Source organism: Microbacterium salitolerans, assembly GCF_019720895.1.
Taxonomy (GTDB): Bacteria; Actinomycetota; Actinomycetes; order Actinomycetales; family Microbacteriaceae; genus Microbacterium.
In genome coordinates this window covers 658,254-674,726 of record NZ_JAHKSH010000002.1, presented here as the reverse complement: position 1 = coordinate 674,726, position 16,473 = coordinate 658,254, and the positions used below count along the sequence as shown (strand labels likewise).

The window sequence follows — 16,473 nt, the reverse complement described above, 5'->3', positions numbered from 1 at the left end:
CCCCCGTCGAAGCAGGCGGGACTCAGATGCCGAGATCGGCCTCGAAGTTCGCCTCCTCGAGGCGGTTCTTGAGCGCGCTGAGGTAGCGAGCCGCGTCCGCACCGTCGATCGTGCGGTGGTCGTACGACAGCGCGAGATAGACGTACGAGCGCACACCGATCGCGTCGACGCCGTCGACCTTCACGACGCCTGGCCGCTTGAACACGATTCCCGTGCCCAGGATCGCCGACTGCGGGAGGAACACGACGGGCGTGTCGAACAGCGCGCCGCGCGAACCCGTGTTGGTCAGCGTGAACGTGCCGCCCGCGAGGTCATCGGGCTTCAGCTTGCTGTTGCGCGTGCGATCGGCGAGGTCGGCGATGCCTGCGGCGATCTCCGACAGGTTCTTCGACGAGGCGTCGCGCAGAACCGGCGTGTACAGGCCCTTCTCGGTATCGACCGCGATCGAGAGATTCTCGCTCTCGGGGTAGACGATGTTCTCGCCGTCGAGAGTCGAGTTGATGATCGGGAAGGCCTTGAGCGCCTCGGTCGCGGCGAGAGCGAAGAACGGCAGGAAGGAGAGCTTGTTTCCCGTCTTCTCGAGGAACTCGCCCTTCTTCTGGTCGCGGAATCCGGCGAGCTTCGTCACATCGACCTCGACGACCGTGGTGAGCTGAGCTGTCGACGTCATCGACTCGACGGCGCGCTTTGCGAGCACCTTGCGCAGACGCGTCATCGGCTGAGTCGTGCCGCGCAGCGGCGACGTCTCGAGCTTCGTCGCCGGTGTCGAGACCGGCGCGCCCGCCGTGGCCGGAGTCGCCGTCTGCGCGGTCTTCGCCGCGTTCAGGACGTCCTCCTTGCGGATGCGACCTCCGACGCCCGTTCCGGTGACCTGCGCGAGATCGACGCCGTTCTGCGACGCGAGCTTGCGGACGAGCGGCGTGACGTACAGCTTGTCGCTGCCCTGTGCCGGTGCGGGATCGGGGGCCGGTGCAGCCGCGGGCTTCTCAGACGCAGGCGCCTTCTGTGCCGGAGCTGCCGGCGCTTCTGGGGCGGGAGTGTCTGCGGGCTTCTCCTCGGCGGGCTTCTCTTCCGCGGCGGGCGCAGACTCCTGCGCGGGCGATGCGTCTGCTGCCGGCTTCTCTTCGGCCGGTGCGCCCGAGCCGACGCGGGCGAGGACGGACCCTACTTCGACGGTGTCGTCTTCCGATGCGAGGAGCTCGAGGACCTTGCCGGCGACCGGGGAGGGGACCTCGGTGTCGACCTTGTCGGTGGAGATCTCGAGCAGGGGCTCGTCGACCTCGACGGTGTCGCCGACCTGCTTGAGCCAGCGGGTCACGGTGCCCTCGGTGACGCTCTCGCCGAGCTCGGGGAGCACGACGTCTGTCGCGTCGCCGGATGCAGCGGGCTTGTCGTCGGCCGGAGCGGGAGTCTCTGCGGGCTTCTCCTCGGCGGGCTTCTCTTCCGCGGCGGGCGCAGACTCCTGCGCGGGCGATGCGTCTGCTGCCGGCTTCTCTTCGGCCGGTGTGCCCGAGCCGACGCGGGCGAGGACGGACCCTACTTCGACGGTGTCGTCTTCCGATGCGAGGAGCTCGAGGACCTTGCCGGCGACCGGGGAGGGGACCTCGGTGTCGACCTTGTCGGTGGAGATCTCGAGCAGGGGCTCGTCGACCTCGACGGTGTCGCCGACCTGCTTGAGCCAGCGGGTCACGGTGCCCTCGGTGACGCTCTCGCCGAGCTCGGGGAGCACGACGTCTGTCGCGTCGCCGGATGCAGCGGGCTTGTCGTCGGCCGGAGCGGGAGTCTCTGCGGGCTTCTCCTCGGCGGGCTTCTCTTCCGCGGCGGGCGCAGACTCCTGCGCGGACGGTGCGTCTGCTGCCGGCTCCTGGGCCGTGGGAGCGGATCCCTGGCCGGAGCCGTCGCCGACGGTCGCCAGCTCGGCGCCGACCTCGACGGTCTCGTCCTCCTGAGCGGCGATCGACTCGAGCACGCCCGCCACGGGCGAAGGGATCTCGGTGTCGACCTTGTCGGTCGAAACCTCGAGCAGAGGCTCATCGACCTCGACGGTGTCGCCGACCTGCTTCAGCCAGCGGGTGACCGTTCCCTCAGTGACGCTCTCGCCGAGAGCGGGGAGGACAACGGAAGTGCTCATATTCGAGTCTCCTTCAGAAGGTGGAAGTGCGTTGTTCAGCTTAGGGGATCGGCTCTGCTCGCGTCCCGTGTGGGGCCAGCAGCGCCGATGGTGAGTCAGAGGGTGTGGAGCGGCGAGCCGGCGAGGGCGAGGAAGGCCTCGCCCAGAGCCTCGCTCTGCGTCGGATGCGCGTGGATGAGGGGCGCCAGATCGTCGGGGTGGGCCTCCCAGGCGACCGCGAGCTGCCCCTCGGTGATGAGCTCTCCGACGCGGTCGCCGACGAGGTGGACGCCGACCACGGGGCCGTTCGTCAGCCGCACGACCTTCGCGTGGCCGGCTCGCACGGGGGATCCGGCCTGCACGATCTCGCTCTTCGCGTTGCCGGCGAGCGATACCTCCGTCGTCCCGACGGCGTCCGCTCCGTGCGCGGCCACGGCCTGGTCCTCTGTCAGTCCGACAGCGGCGATCTCGGGTGAGGAGTAGGTCACACGCGGGAAGAGCCTGTCATCGAGAGGCGAGGGCGTGAGACCGGCGATCTGCTCGGCGACGTACATGCCGTGGCGGAACCCGCGGTGCGCGAGCTGCGGCCCGGAGACGACGTCGCCGACGGCCCACACGTGCTCGGCGGTCGTGCGCAGATCCTCATCCACGACGACGAATCCGCGATCGGTCTCGACACCGAGGTCGTCGAGGCCGATTCCGGCGGTCACGGGCGCGCGTCCGACGGCCACGAGCACGTAGTCGGCGGCGATGCGCCGCGCGTCCTCGAGCTCCACGGCGACGCTCGCGTCGTCGGCGCTCACCGACGACACCCGGGAACCGAGCTCGAGGGCGATGCCGCGTCGACGGTATGCCTTCTCCAGAGCACCGCGAGACGAAGGATCCTCATTCGCGACGAGCGAGTCGAGCGCCTCGACGATCGTCACATCGGCGCCGAGGGAGCGCCACGCGCTGGCGAACTCGACGCCGATGACACCCCCGCCGAGGATCACGGCGTGGCCCGGGATCTCATCGAGGGCGAGCGCACTCGTCGAATCGAGGATGCGCCCGCCGATCTCGACTCCGGGAATCGACCGACTGGACGCCCCCGTGGCGATGATGACGTCTGCTCCCACGTAGAGGTCGTCGTCGACGCGGATCGCCGGCTGCTCGCCCGAGCGCGTGAGCGTGCCGATGCCGCTGACCGACGTCACGCCGCGCGCCTTCAGCAGGGACGTCAGCCCCCGGAACTTGCCGTCGACGAGCTTCTGCCGCCAGTCTCGCGCGGCTGCCGCGTCGATGCCCTCGAGCGTCGCCCGGACACCGGAGGCCGCGGCGTGACGCACGGTGTCGGCGACCTCGGCCGTGTGCAGCAGCGCCTTCGTCGGCACGCATCCGCGGTGAAGGCACGTGCCGCCGACGAGGTCGCGCTCGATGAGGGCGACGGACCGACCGAGTTCGGCGGCGCGCAGCGCCGCCGCGTAGCCGCCGCTGCCGCCGCCGAGGACGACGACATCGAATGCGTGGTCGGTCACGACAGGTCCACTCGTACGATCGCGGAGGTCACGCGGTCCGACCGCCGGCGGCGACGAAGTCGATGAGCGCGCGGACCGATGCGCCGGTCGGGCCCTTGTCGGTGTAGCCGTATGCGCTCGACGTGCTCATCGCGGTTCCGGCGATATCGAGGTGCACCCAGGGGATCCGGTCGCCGTCGTCGGCGTTGTCGATCCTGCCGACGAAGCGACGCAGGAAGAGTCCCGCATAGAGAGAGCCGGCGGCGCGGCTGCCGACGTTGGCGTTCTGCAAGTCGGCGACCCGCGAATCGAGCTGCTCCTCCATGAAATCGGGGAGGGGGAGGGGCCAGGCCGCCTCACCCGTGCGCTCCGACGCCTCCAGGAAGGCGGCGACGGCGTCGTCATCGCCCATGATGCCCGTGTGGCGCGTGCCGAGCGCGACGACCATGGCTCCGGTCAGGGTCGCGACGTCGACGATCACGTCGGGGTTCTCGCGGCTCGCGGCGACGAGACCGTCGGCGAGGACGAGACGACCTTCGGCATCGGTGTTCGTGACCTCGACGGTCGTGCCGTCGGCCATCACGAGGACATCGCCGGGACGCGTCGCGCGGCCCGAGGGCATGTTCTCGGCGATGCACATCCAGGCCGTCACGCGCACGGGAAGCGCGAGCTGAGCGGCGGCGCGCACGACGGCGAGGACCTCAGCGGCCCCCGTCATGTCCTCCTGCATGCCGACCATGGATGCCGCGGGCTTCAGGGAGAGGCCGCCCGTGTCGAAGGTGATGCCCTTGCCGACGAGCGCAACATGTCGGTCCGCAGCATCGGGTGCGTAGTCGAGGCGCACGAGGCGCGGCGGTCGGTCGGATCCGCGACCGACACCCAGGATGCCTCCGAAGCCGCCGTCCGCGAGAGCCTTCTCATCCCAGACCGTCACCTGGATCGGGAGATCGGACGTGGAGGCCGCCGCGTGGTCGGCGAAGACCTCGGGGCTCTGGCGGTCGGCGGGCGTCGACACGAGGTCCTTGACGAGGGCGACGGCGTCACCGTGCGCGCGCACGGTGCGGAGGTCGTCGTCGGACACGTCGTCCGGCGCGGCCACGAGAACCTTCGCCGCGCGGCGCGACGATGCCTTCTTCTCGTCGGAGATGTTCTTGTATGAGTCGAACGCGTAGCCCCCGAGGATCGCACCCTCGGCGGCGGCGCGCCATCCTTCCTCGACCTCGGCGGCCACGGCGACGGCCACCGTGTCGAAGCCGGTCAGCTGGCGGACGCCGGTGCCCACAGCCTCGCGCACGACGTCGGCGTCGACGGAGGAGCCCAGCCCGACGACGGCGAGCGGCTTCTCGGTGAGCGACGGCGCGTAGACCCGCGCGTACGCGCCCTTCGCGCCCGTGAAGGAGATGGCCTCGAGAGCGGGGCGGAGGCCGGCGAGATCCGACGGGGCGGCCGCGTCGTCGTCGAGCGACGGCACCGCGAGGATCAGAGCGTCGGCCTCGTCGGACGGGAACGGAGCGTGAGTGATCGCGAGTTCGGGGAGAGGCATGTCACCCATCCTATGTACGCGCCGGCTCATCCGCCCCGGTGCGGTCATGGAAGGCCCGAGGTGCGTCTGCTGCTCGTAGCATGGAGAGATGCCTCGCACCCCCGACATCTTCGAGCGCGTGGCGAACGCGCCCGTGGTCCCCCCGCGCCTCCCGCTCGTCGCACTGCTGACCGGGATCACGGACGCCGGCGGCACGGTGTCGAGCATCGTCGAGTTCGCGCGAGAGGATCTCGAACCGCATCCCGTCGCCGTGTTCCGCAACGACGCACTGCTGGACTACCGCGCGCGTCGTCCGATCGTCACGTTCGATCAGGACCATCTGTCGGAGTTCCGCGCGCCGAGACTCGAACTCTCACTCGTACGCGACGCCCTGGGGCAGCAGTTCCTCCTTCTCGCGGGCTACGAGCCCGATTTCCAGTGGAACGCGTTCGTCGACGCGGTGCGCGAGCTGGCCGACGAGTATGACGTGGCGTCCCTCACATGGCTGCACGCGATCCCCATGCCGGTTCCGCACACGCGCCAGCTGACGACGACGGTCAGCGGATCCCGCACCGACCTCATCCAGGCCCACTCCGTGTGGCGTCCGCACACGCAGGTTCCCGCGACGGCGGGCCACCTGCTGGAGTTCCGGCTGTCGGAGGACGGCTTCCCGGTCGCCGGCTTCGTGATGCTCGTCCCGCACTATCTCGCGGAGACCGAGTATCCCGGTGCGGCTCTCGCGGCGCTCGACAAGCTCATGACCGCGACGGGTCTGGTGTTCGGGCTCGACGGGCTCCGCGACGACAATCGCGCCTACCTCGAACGCGTCGACGACCAGATCTCCCGCAACGACGAGCTGGCCCGCATGGTCGAGGCGCTCGAACAGCGCTACGACGCCTACATGGCAGGGGAGCGCGGGGCTTCGGTCTCGGGCGAGGGTCTGGTCGAGTCCGATCTCCCGAGCGCAGATGAACTGGCGGCCGAGCTCGAACGATTCCTCGCCGACCGGCCAGGCGACGACGAGCGCGGAGCCTGACGTCGGAGGCCTGGTGGGGAATACCGACGAGCGAGGCGATGTTTCCCTCGACACGGCGTCGGCTCGCCGTGTCATCAGTCGGCGCCGACATATGAGAGAATGGACATCCGACCCGTTGTCATCTCGAAACCCGCAAGGCGCTCGCACTTGACAAGGGTCTTAATCGTGCTCGAACACACCCGGGGCGCTGGCGCGCGGTGGCCCTGGTGAAAGGCGAAACGTGACTCCTGCCACGAAGACCACGAAGACCGACGAGGTCGACGAGACCACGGCCGCGACGGCCGAGAACGATACGGCTGCCACCAAGGGCGCCGCGAAGAAGGCGGCGACGAAGAAGCCAGCCGCGAAGAAGCCTGCGGCCAAGAAGACGGCTCGGAAGAAGAGCGACGTCGTCGCCGAGATCATCGGTGACGACGCGTCCGAGACCGAAGAGGCCGAAGATAAGAAGGCGCCCAAGAAGGAGCAGGCCGAGCCGCTCCCGACGGGCGCGATCGTCATCAGCGCCTCCGAGGAGGAGGACGTCCCGGTCTACTCGACGCAGATCACCGGGGCGACGGCCGACCCTGTCAAGGACTACCTGAAGCAGATCGGCAAGGTTCCGCTGCTCAACGCGGCAGAGGAAGTCGACCTCGCGATGCGGATCGAGGCGGGCCTGTTCGCCGAGGAGAAGCTGTCGAAGATGTCGGCGGCTGAGAAGTCGACGCAGCTCGGCCTCGACATGCAGTGGGTCTCCCGCGACGGAAAGCGCGCGAAGAGCCACCTGCTCGGCGCGAACCTCCGTCTCGTCGTCTCGCTCGCGAAGCGCTACACGGGCCGCGGAATGCAGTTCCTCGATCTGATCCAGGAGGGCAACCTCGGTCTGATCCGCGCGGTCGAGAAGTTCGACTACACCAAGGGCTTCAAGTTCTCGACGTACGCCACATGGTGGATCCGTCAGGCCATCACGCGCGCCATGGCCGACCAGGCCCGCACGATCCGCATCCCGGTCCACATGGTCGAGGTCATCAACAAGCTCGCCCGTGTGCAGCGCCAGATGCTGCAGGATCTGGGCCGCGAGCCCACGCCCGAGGAGCTGGCCAAGGAACTCGACATGACGCCTGAGAAGGTCGTCGAGGTGCAGAAGTACGGTCGCGAGCCGATCTCTCTGCACACGCCACTGGGTGAGGACGGCGACAGCGAGTTCGGTGACCTGATCGAGGACACCGAGGCCGTGGTCCCGGCGGACGCCGTGGGCTTCACGATGCTGCAGCGTCAGCTCGAGGGGCTCCTCGACTCGCTCTCGGAGCGCGAGGCGGGCGTGATCCGCATGCGCTTCGGCCTCGGAGACGGACAGCCCAAGACGCTCGATCAGATCGGCGACACGTTCGGCGTCACGCGCGAGCGGATCCGCCAGATCGAGTCCAAGACCATGGCGAAGCTGCGTCACCCGAGCCGCTCGCAGTCGCTGCGGGACTACCTCGAGTGATGGTGAGCGATGCCAACGAGGGCAAGGCCCTCAACGTCACGATCGACGGCGCCTCGTACCTGCGCATCCCGTTGCGCACACACGTGGTGATGCCCGGCGATCAGCTCGAGGAGATCGTCCAGAAGTATGCGGTCGACTCGGTCCAGCAGGGCGACACTCTCTTCATCACCGAGAAGATCGTCGCGATCATGCAGGGACGCTCCTACATGATGAGCGAGATCGAGCCTCGGCCGCTCGCGCGCTTCCTCTCGAAGTACGTCACGAAGTCGGCGTACGGCATCGGTCTCGGCATCCCCGAGACGATGGAGTTCGCTCTGCGTGAGGTCGGCCCGCTGCGGATCCTCTTCGCCGCCGGCGTCTCGGCCGTGACGAAGCTCTTCGGGCGGCGCGGCGACTTCTACCGGATCGCAGGCGACAAGGCGCGTGCGATCGACGGCCCGACTCCCAACACGATCCCGCCGTACAACGACGCGGTCGTGCTCGGCCCCGAGCGGCCGCGAGAGGTCGCTGCGGAGATGAAGAAGCTCGTCGGCTGCGATGTCGCGGTCGTCGACATCAACGACATCGGCGGGAACATCCTCGGCTCGACCCTCGACAAGACGGCTGAGCGCACCCTCGTGAAGATCCTCAGCGACAACCCGCTGGGGCAGGGGCATCAGTCGACGCCGATGGGCATCATCCGCGCGGCCTGACATCCCACACGAAAGCGGCGGGGAGTCTCATCCGAGACTCCCCGCCGCTTCTTCGTGTGCTCAGAAGCCGATGGCTGCGCGATAGCGCGGCTTGTGCCCGGTGCGGACACCCGACACGCTCGGCTTGTTCTCGTACACGCCCGCACCCCAGTTGCCCTCGACGAGCACAGGACCGGTCGGGGTCACGACCACGTCCCATCCCGCGTACTGCACGTCGGGGACCTCACGGGCGGCCTTGTCGACGAGCGCGACGGCCTCGTCGAACAGGGGGAGCTGGAAGTCGGCGATGCGGAAGCCGGTGTCGGGGTGGGTCTCGTGCACATGCGCGTGCGAGTCGTACCCGGCGCTCATCGCGTGGCCCGTGTCCGGGTCCAGCATCGTGTAGAAGCCGCCGTACGACATCTGGTCGCTGACTTCGCCGCGCCCGAACTTCTGCGCGACGGCGAGAACGTGCACGTCCGCGCCGTCGAAGAACGCCGTGATGCGCGTCGTGTTGACGGTGCCGGGGCAGACGGCGGAGATGTCGTCGTGCTGCGTGATGATCTCCTCGAGCAGCACCTCGCCGCGGTCGCGCAGCTGGCGGTGGAAGGCCGACCAGTCGTCGACGTCCTTCGCGTGATACCGGCGCACGCCGAGGCCCATGTGGCTCACGGGCACCTTCGCGATGATCGTCTTCTGGGTCTCGACGAACTCACGCACGGCATCCACGTTGTGGTCGTCGACGATGAGCCACGCGCGCTTCAGGAACGCGTCGAATCGGCGATTGAAGGCGATCTTGTCCTCGAAGATCTTCCGCCCGGCGGGCTGCGACCACTGCTGAGCGAGCTGTGCCGAGACAGGGTGGGTCATGAAGGTCTCGCGCTCGGCGGCGGAGAGGATCGCGAAGTCGAAGTCGACGTAGTCCTGGAACGCGACATCCTTCTTCGCGGCGGACCAGAGCATGTCCGCGAGCACGGCAGGCACCGCCTTGCCGTGCTCGTCGTGCACCTCTCGAGCGCGCTCGATCACCGAGCCGATGTCGATGCGGCGGGCGCGCTCTGCGAGATAGCGGAGCTTCGGTCCGAGGGCGAGGCCGTTCGCGGGCATGGATCCTCCGGGTCGGCGGGAAGTCGGTGCCCGTATGCGGATCGCTGGGTACGCGCTCAGGCGGGCGCCGCCTAGTCTAGGTCGGATGAGTGAGTCGACTCTGAGCATGAGCGCTCCGCGGGTGCGTGTGTCGCGCGCGGCGCTCGAGAAAAATATCGCCGCGGCGGCCGCAGGCCGTCGCGATGTCGTCGTGGATCTGCGTCGCGACGCGTGCGGCCACGGCGCCGCGACGGTGGCGGAGTCCGCACGCGCCGCGGGCGTGACCGCGGCGCGCACGGACGAGCCCGCTGATGCCGTGGCGCTCGGGATGCATCCGTCGGCGGGGCCGGCCCTCGATCTCGATGCCGTCTACGGGCTGAACGGACGTGGAGCCCCCGCACTGACGTTCGCGGCCCCCGTCCTGCAGACGAAGCGCCTGCGCGCCGGCGACGGTGTCTCGTATGGCTACAGGCATCGCGCGACGAGCGACACCAACGCCGCGCTGATCTCTGGCGGATACGCGCAGGGCGTGGCACGCGCGATCGGCGGAACGGCGTCCGTGCGCTTCGGAGACGCGGAACGCCCCATCATCGGCCGCGTGGCGATGGACGTGTGCGTGGTCGACATCGGCAGCGATCTGGAGCTGGAGTCCGGCGCGGAGGCCGTGTACTTCGGAGGATCCGCCCCGCATCTGCTCGACGACTGGGTGCGTGCCACGGGTTGGTCGGCGCTGGAGCTCGTCGCCGTGGTGGGGCTGTCCGCTCCGCGGGAGGTGGTCCCGTGAACACGGCAGAGCTGCGCGTCGACCTCGGACGCCTCCGCCGGAATGTTCGTGCCGTGCGAGCGCGCATGGCGCCCGCGGAGGTGCTCGTCGTCATCAAGGACGACGCCTATGCCCAGGGTGTCGAGCCCATCGTCGATGCCGCCCTCGATGCGGGGGCGGTCTGGTTCGGCGGCATCGACCTGGCGAGCTCGCTCCGCGCGAAGGCCGAAGCAGGTGATCGTGCGCGCGTACTGGCATGGATGACCGTGTCCGAGGAAGAGGCGGAAGCGGGCATACGAGGAGGCCTCGAACTCGGCGTCGGCGATATCTCGTATCTCGAGCGGATCGCGCGCGCGGCCCGCAGCGCGGGCGTCGTCGCGCCGGTTCATCTCAAGATCGACACCGGGCTCCACCGCAACGGCGTCCGTCCTGAGGCGTGGGCCGAATTCTGTGCGGCCGCGCGTGGCTGGGAGCGCGAGAGCAGGATCCGCGTGACGGGGATCTGGAGCCATATCGCGGAGGCGAGCGACGACGAGGACGATGTCTCCCGCGCCGTCTTCGACGACGCGGTCGACGCGGCGCGCGCCGCTGGGCTGGATCCCGATGTGCGCCACCTCGCGGCGAGCGCGGCCTCGTGGCACCGCCCGGAGTTCCGCTACGACCTGGTGCGCGTGGGCGCGTTCTGCTTCGGCGTGCGCTCCGAAGACGGCCCCGACCTCCCCGGAATCGCTCCCGTGTCCTCGCTTGTGGCCCGCGTGACCGGGGTGGTCGACGCGGGCGTGCGCATCGGCATCGGCGCCGTCGATGGCCTCCCGTCGACGTTGGGCGGCCGCGTCTCGGTGTCGACGCCCGCCGGTCCGCGGGAGCTTCTCCGCGTGGACCCGTTCGAGGCGTTCGTTGCGGCCTGGCCGGGCGCGGCGCTCGACGACGAGGTCGTCATCTTCGGGTCGGGCGCATCAGGGGAGCCGACGCCGACCGACCTCGGCGAAGCGATCGGCACGGTCGGGGAGGAGCCGCTCCTCCGGATCTCGCCTCTGGTCCCACGCGCCTACCTCTGAGCGTCGAGCGCCCCGTCGCCGCACAGAAAGAGCCCCTCCCGACGGCGGGTCGGGAGGGGCTCTTCGGGAAGTCTCAGTTCGCGGCCTCCGCGTCGAGCTTCTCGGTCTCGTCGTGCCACGCGGTGGCGACGGCGCGAAGCTTCTCTTCGAACTTGCGGCCGTGGTGCGCGCAGTAGAGCAGCTCGCTGCCTCCCACCTCGGCGGCGATGTAGGCCTGCGCTCCGCATGCGTCGCAGCGGTCAGCCGCGGTGAGGCGGTGCGAGACAGGTGCATCGGCGGTCGTCGTCGCAGTCATCGGGCTGCCTCCTTCGTTGTCGTTCAGCAGATCCACGTCTTCGTCTGTCCTCCATACAACCACGCCGGCCCCCGTGAGCTTCCCGAAACGGCGGCACATTTCGCGCTGGGCGTACGACGACTCGGATCCTCGCAGCGGGAGTCCGGCCGCGGGAGTGTCAGCGCGGCGCCGGACGGATTCGAAGATAGGATCGAACATCGTGACAGCTGAGTACTCCGCCCATCATCTGCAGGTGCTGGAAGGCCTGGAGGCCGTTCGCAAGCGCCCGGGCATGTACATCGGCTCGAACGGCTCGCCCGGGCTCATGCACTGCCTCTGGGAGATCATCGACAACTCGGTCGACGAGGCCGTCGCCGGCAACGGCGATCGCATCGAGGTCGTGCTCCGCCACGACGGCAGCGTCGAGGTCCAGGATCGCGGCCGAGGCGTGCCCGTCGACGTCGAGCCGCGCACCGGCCTCACGGGCGTCGAGGTCGTGTACACGAAGCTCCATGCCGGCGGGAAGTTCGGCGGCGGGTCCTACGCGGCCTCCGGCGGCCTGCACGGCGTGGGGGCGTCGGTCGTGAACGCGCTCAGCGAGCGTCTCGATGTCGAGGTCGACCGCGGCGGCAAGACGCACGCGATGAGCTTCCACCGGGGTGAGCCCGGCATCTTCGGAGATACCGGTGAGGCGCGCCCGGATGCGCCGTTCACGCCGTTCGAGAAGAACAGCGAACTGCGCGTCATCGGCAAGACGAAGCGCGGCGTCACCGGCACGCGCGTGCGGTACTGGGCCGATCGTCAGATCTTCACGAGCGACGCCGCCTTCCAGTACGAGGAGCTCGTCACCCGCGCCCGTCAGACGGCATTCCTCGTGCCGGGGCTCGAGATCGTCATCCGCGATGAGCGCGCGGCCGACGACCCCGAGGTCGGTGTGAAGGAGAGCTCCTACCGCTTCGACGGCGGCCTCGGCGAGTTCGTCGAGTTCCTCTCGATGGATGCCCCGGTCACGGACACCTGGAGGCTCGAGGGGACGGGAAGCTTCACCGAGACGGTCCCGACGCTGCAGCCCGATGGCTCCATGCGCTCGACCGAGGTCGAACGGGAGTGCCGCGTCGACATCGCGCTGCGCTGGGGCACGGGATACGACACGATCATGCGGTCGTTCGTGAACATCATCGCGACGCCCAAGGGCGGCACGCACCAGCAGGGCTTCGAGCAGGAGCTCACGAAGCAGCTGCGCGCGGAGGTCGACAAGAACGCCCGTCGGCTCAAGGTCGGAAACGACAAGCTCGAGAAGGACGACGTGCTCGCGGGGCTCACCGCCGTGCTCAACGTCAGCCTGCCCGAACCGCAGTTCGAGGGCCAGACGAAGGAAGTGCTCGGCACTCCTGCCGTGCGGGCCATCGTCGCGAAGGTCGTGCGCGAGGGGATGAAGCACCGGTTCACGTCGACCAAGCGCGACGACAAGAGCCAGGTGTCGATGCTGCTCGACAAGGTCGTGAGCGAGATGAAGGCGCGCGTCTCGGCCCGTGCCCACAAGGAGACGCAGCGCCGCAAGAACGCGCTCGAGTCGTCGTCGCTTCCGGCCAAGCTCATCGACTGCCGTTCGAACGACGTGTCGAACTCCGAGCTGTTCATCGTCGAGGGAGACTCGGCGCTCGGAACGGCGCGCAAGGCACGCGACAGCGAGTATCAGGCGCTCTTCCCCATCCGCGGGAAGATCCTCAATACGCAGAAGGCGTCGATCGGCGACATGCTCTCGAACGCCGAGTGCGCCGCGCTGATCCAGGTGGTCGGCGCGGGTTCGGGACGGTCCTTCGACATCGACGTGGCCCGCTACGGCAAGGTCATCATCCTGAGCGACGCCGACGTCGACGGCGCCCACATCCGGACGCTGCTCCTCACGCTGTTCTATCGGTACATGCGCCCGCTCATCGAGCACGGGCGCGTCTATGCGGCTGTTCCGCCTCTGCACCGGGTGATCGTCATGAATCCGGGATCGAAGCCGAACGAGACGATCTACACCTACAGCGATCGCGAGCTGAACACCCTGCTCGCCAAGCTGCGCCGGCAGAACAAGCGCTGGCAGGAGCCGATTCAGCGCTACAAGGGCCTCGGCGAGATGGATGCCGATCAGCTCGCTGACACGACGATGTCGCGCGACGGCCGCCTCCTGCGTCGCGTGCGCATGGAGGACGCCGAGGAGGCGGGCCACGTGTTCGAGATGCTCATGGGGAGCGAGGTGGCGCCGCGGCGCAACTTCATCGTCCAGGGAGCGGCGCGCCTCGACAAGGAGGCGATCGACGCATAGCCCCCGCCCGCCGGTGGGCGGGGGAGGACGCGTCGGCCGCGACGTGCGTCAGAGCCGTCTCCCGCACGATGCCTCCGGCGCTCGTCGACCGTCGCGTCGAGAGGGGATCTCCTACAGCGCGCGACCGATCGTGGCCAGCGGCGCCTCTAGCGGCTGCCCGGAGCCGTCGCGCTTCGAGAGTGTCATCGGAATCTTCCGGACGGCGCCCTTTGCATCGAGCGCGTAGGCGGGGTCGGGGCCCGCCCAGGCGATCTGCAGGTGATCCTCGCCCTTCAGGAAGGCATGTGCGCGTACGCCGCCCGTGCCGCGGCCCTTTGTCGGATACTCGCCGAAGTCGCTGATCTTCGCACGGCCCGCATCGGTGCCGAGGATGGTCCCCTCTGCGGTCGAGACGGTCACGACGACGTTGCCGTCGCCGGTCACGGATCCGAAGAACAGAGCGGAGGAGCCGGGCGACAGCTTGATGCCGGCCATGCCGCTCGCCGAGGCGCCCTGAGGACGAACGGCCGATGCGGAGAAGCGCAGCAGTCGGGCATCGGTCGTGACGAACACGACGTCAGCATCGTCTGCGGCGTCCGCGACGCCGACCACGCGATCGCCCGACTTGAGCGAGATGATCTCCAGCTCGGGGCGCACAGCCAGTGTCGACGGCACGATGCGCTTGACGACGCCGCCCGCGGTGCCCAGTGCGAGGGGCGTGTCGCTGCTGGGCACGACGAGGCCGAGGATGTCCTCGTTCTTGTCGGTGAGCCCGATGTAGTCGCGCAGCCGTTGGCCCGCGCCGAGCGAGATCGACGTCGGGGGGACCGACGGCAGATCGATGGGGGAGAACCGCAGCAGGCGGCCCGAGGACGTGATGGCGCCGATCTCGCCGCGCACCGTCGTGATGGCCGTCGACAGGATCGCGTCGTGCTTGCTGCGTCGCGCGGGAGGGGCGATCTGCTCGCCCTCGGGCGCATCGATGCGCACGGCGCGTCCGGTCGTCGACAGTGCGACGAGCGTGGGGGCATCGGCGATCTGCAGGTCCGCGTCTCCCGACTTGGCGGGGCGCTTCGGCTGCGGGCGCGCATTCATGAGCACCGTGCGGCGGGGCGTGCCGAGCTCGTCGGACACGGCCTCGAGCTCGCGCGCCACCTGACGCCGGATCAGCGCTTCGGACCCCAGCAGCTCCTCGAGCTGGGCGATCTCGGCGAGCAGCTCGTCGCGCTCGGTCTCGAGCTCGATGCGCGAGAACTTCGTGAGCCGCCGCAGGCGCAGTTCGAGGATGTACTCCGCCTGCACCTCGTCGAGGTCGAACACCTGGCAGAGGCGCGTCCTCGCCTCGTCGCTCGTCTCGGACGTGCGGATCACCTGGATGACCTCGTCGATGTCGAGGATGGCGACGAGCAGGCCCTCGACCAGGTGCAGGCGCTCGCGCCGGCGCCGGAGACGGTACGTCGTGCGGCGCGTCACGACCTCGATGCGGTGGTTCACGTACACGACGAGCATGTCCCGCAGGCCGAGCGTCGACGGCTGGCCGTCGACGAGCGCGACGTTGTTGAAGCCGAAGGAGTCCTCGAGCGGCGTCAGGCGGAAGAGGCGCTCGAGCACCGCTGCGGGATCGAAGCCGGTCTTCACACCGATCACGAGCCGCAGGCCGTGCTTGCGGTCCGAGAGGTCGTTCACGTCGCTGATGCCCTGCAGCTTCTTCGACTGCACGGCGTCCTTGAGCTTCTCGATCACGCGCTCCGGGCCGACCATGTACGGGAGCTCGGTCACGACGATGCCGGTGCGTCGCGGCCCGATCTGCTCGATCGTCGTCTTCGCACGGACCTTGACGGATCCGCGACCGGTCTCGTAGGCGTCGCGGACGCCGTCGAGTCCCATGATGATGCCGCCCGAGGGGAAGTCCGGGCCCGGCACGAACTGCATGAGGTCGTCCGTCGTCGCCTCGGGATGCTCCAGGAGGTGCGTCGCGGCGCCCACGACCTCGATGAGGTTGTGGGGCGCCATGTTCGTCGCCATGCCGACCGCGATGCCCGTGGCGCCGTTCACGAGGAGGTTCGGGTACGCCGCGGGCAGCACATCGGGCTGCTGGTACTGGCCGTCGTAGTTCGGCACGAAGTCGACGACGTCCTCGCTGAGATGCTCGGTCATCCGCAGGGCGGAGCGGTCGAGTCGCGCCTCCGTGTATCGAGACGCGGCCGGTCCGTCGTCAAGGGAGCCGAAGTTGCCGTGACCGTCGACCAGCGGCACCCGCATCGCGAAGTCCTGCGACAGGCGCACGAGGGCGTCGTAGATCGCGCTGTCGCCGTGGGGGTGGAGCTTGCCCATCACATCGCCGACGACGCGTGCGCTCTTCACGTGCCCGCGGTCCGGACGGAGGCCCATCTCGGCCATCTGGTACAGGATGCGTCGCTGGACGGGCTTGAGGCCGTCGCGCGCGTCGGGAAGCGCGCGGGAGTAGATCACCGAGTAGGCGTACTCGAGGTACGAATCCTGCATCTCGCTCTCGAGAGCGATGTCTTCGATGCGCTCGTCGGCCGGTGAGGCGGCGGGTTCCTGCGTGCGCGCCATGCAGCCCTCCTTCTGGATGGGACGTCGTGTGCGGGGTCTCGCCCGTTCCGCTCTGCGCGGGTGATGTCGGCACAAGGGTGCGTGTCGGGTGCTGTGCGAGACTGGCCCGGATGCAGAAGATCCTA

At 69.0% G+C, this 16,473-nt stretch carries 12 protein-coding genes; 6 read left to right on the top strand and 6 right to left on the bottom strand.

What is annotated here, in order from left to right:
- Positions 1 to 22: 22 nt before the first annotated feature.
- The 3 genes from sucB to KOL93_RS06395 form a co-directional block, all read right to left on the bottom strand.
- Positions 23 to 2,131, bottom strand: coding sequence for a 2-oxoglutarate dehydrogenase, E2 component, dihydrolipoamide succinyltransferase (sucB, locus tag KOL93_RS06405; protein WP_221584467.1), 2,109 nt, complete (start codon positions 2,129 to 2,131; stop codon positions 23 to 25).
- 95 nt (positions 2,132 to 2,226) lie between these two features.
- A complete protein-coding gene (lpdA, locus tag KOL93_RS06400) occupies positions 2,227 to 3,624 on the bottom strand; it encodes a dihydrolipoyl dehydrogenase (RefSeq protein ID WP_221584466.1) in 1,398 nt (465 codons plus the stop codon).
- 28 nt (positions 3,625 to 3,652) lie between these two features.
- Positions 3,653 to 5,146 carry a leucyl aminopeptidase gene (locus tag KOL93_RS06395; RefSeq protein ID WP_221584465.1) on the bottom strand — a complete coding sequence of 498 codons (1,494 nt, stop codon included), beginning with the start codon at positions 5,144 to 5,146 and terminating at the stop codon, positions 3,653 to 3,655.
- Positions 5,147 to 5,234: 88 nt separating this feature from the next.
- On the opposite strand from KOL93_RS06395, the gene KOL93_RS06390 reads away from it, so the two are divergent.
- The 3 genes from KOL93_RS06390 (at position 5,235) to KOL93_RS06380 (ending at position 8,318) form a co-directional block, all read left to right on the top strand.
- Positions 5,235 to 6,161 carry a proteasome assembly chaperone family protein gene (locus KOL93_RS06390; protein ID WP_221584464.1) on the top strand — a complete coding sequence of 309 codons (927 nt, stop codon included), beginning with the start codon at positions 5,235 to 5,237 and terminating at the stop codon, positions 6,159 to 6,161.
- Positions 6,162 to 6,381: 220 nt separating this feature from the next.
- On the top strand, positions 6,382 to 7,626 hold the full coding sequence (locus KOL93_RS06385; RefSeq protein ID WP_221584463.1) for an RNA polymerase sigma factor: 1,245 nt from the start codon (positions 6,382 to 6,384) through the stop codon (positions 7,624 to 7,626).
- Positions 7,626 to 8,318, top strand: a complete 693-nt coding sequence (locus KOL93_RS06380) for a coenzyme F420-0:L-glutamate ligase (protein ID WP_221584462.1) — start codon at positions 7,626 to 7,628, stop codon at positions 8,316 to 8,318. Before KOL93_RS06385 ends, KOL93_RS06380 begins: the two co-directional genes overlap by 1 nt.
- Before the next feature lie 60 nt (positions 8,319 to 8,378).
- Here KOL93_RS06380 and KOL93_RS06375 read toward each other — a convergent pair whose 3' ends face one another.
- Entirely contained in the window at positions 8,379 to 9,404 is a 1,026-nt protein-coding gene (locus tag KOL93_RS06375; RefSeq protein ID WP_221584461.1) for a sugar-transfer associated ATP-grasp domain-containing protein, read from the bottom strand.
- A gap of 85 nt (positions 9,405 to 9,489) precedes the next feature.
- Between KOL93_RS06375 and KOL93_RS06370 the strand changes: the two genes are divergently transcribed.
- Both KOL93_RS06370 and KOL93_RS06365 read left to right on the top strand, forming a co-directional pair.
- Positions 9,490 to 10,167 carry an alanine racemase gene (locus KOL93_RS06370; protein WP_221584460.1) on the top strand — a complete coding sequence of 226 codons (678 nt, stop codon included), beginning with the start codon at positions 9,490 to 9,492 and terminating at the stop codon, positions 10,165 to 10,167.
- On the top strand, positions 10,164 to 11,204 hold the full coding sequence (locus KOL93_RS06365) for an alanine racemase (RefSeq protein WP_221584459.1): 1,041 nt from the start codon (positions 10,164 to 10,166) through the stop codon (positions 11,202 to 11,204). Before KOL93_RS06370 ends, KOL93_RS06365 begins: the two co-directional genes overlap by 4 nt.
- A 73-nt stretch (positions 11,205 to 11,277) precedes the next feature.
- Here the strand turns inward: KOL93_RS06365 and KOL93_RS06360 are convergent, their stop codons facing one another.
- A complete protein-coding gene (locus tag KOL93_RS06360; protein ID WP_221584458.1) occupies positions 11,278 to 11,499 on the bottom strand; it encodes a DUF7455 domain-containing protein in 222 nt (73 codons plus the stop codon).
- A gap of 199 nt (positions 11,500 to 11,698) precedes the next feature.
- On the opposite strand from KOL93_RS06360, the gene KOL93_RS06355 reads away from it, so the two are divergent.
- A complete protein-coding gene (locus KOL93_RS06355) occupies positions 11,699 to 13,792 on the top strand; it encodes a DNA gyrase/topoisomerase IV subunit B (protein WP_374107112.1) in 2,094 nt (697 codons plus the stop codon).
- 111 nt (positions 13,793 to 13,903) lie between these two features.
- Here the strand turns inward: KOL93_RS06355 and KOL93_RS06350 are convergent, their stop codons facing one another.
- A complete protein-coding gene (locus tag KOL93_RS06350; protein WP_260405946.1) occupies positions 13,904 to 16,348 on the bottom strand; it encodes a DNA gyrase/topoisomerase IV subunit A in 2,445 nt (814 codons plus the stop codon).
- Between the last annotated feature and the right edge of the window lie 125 nt (positions 16,349 to 16,473).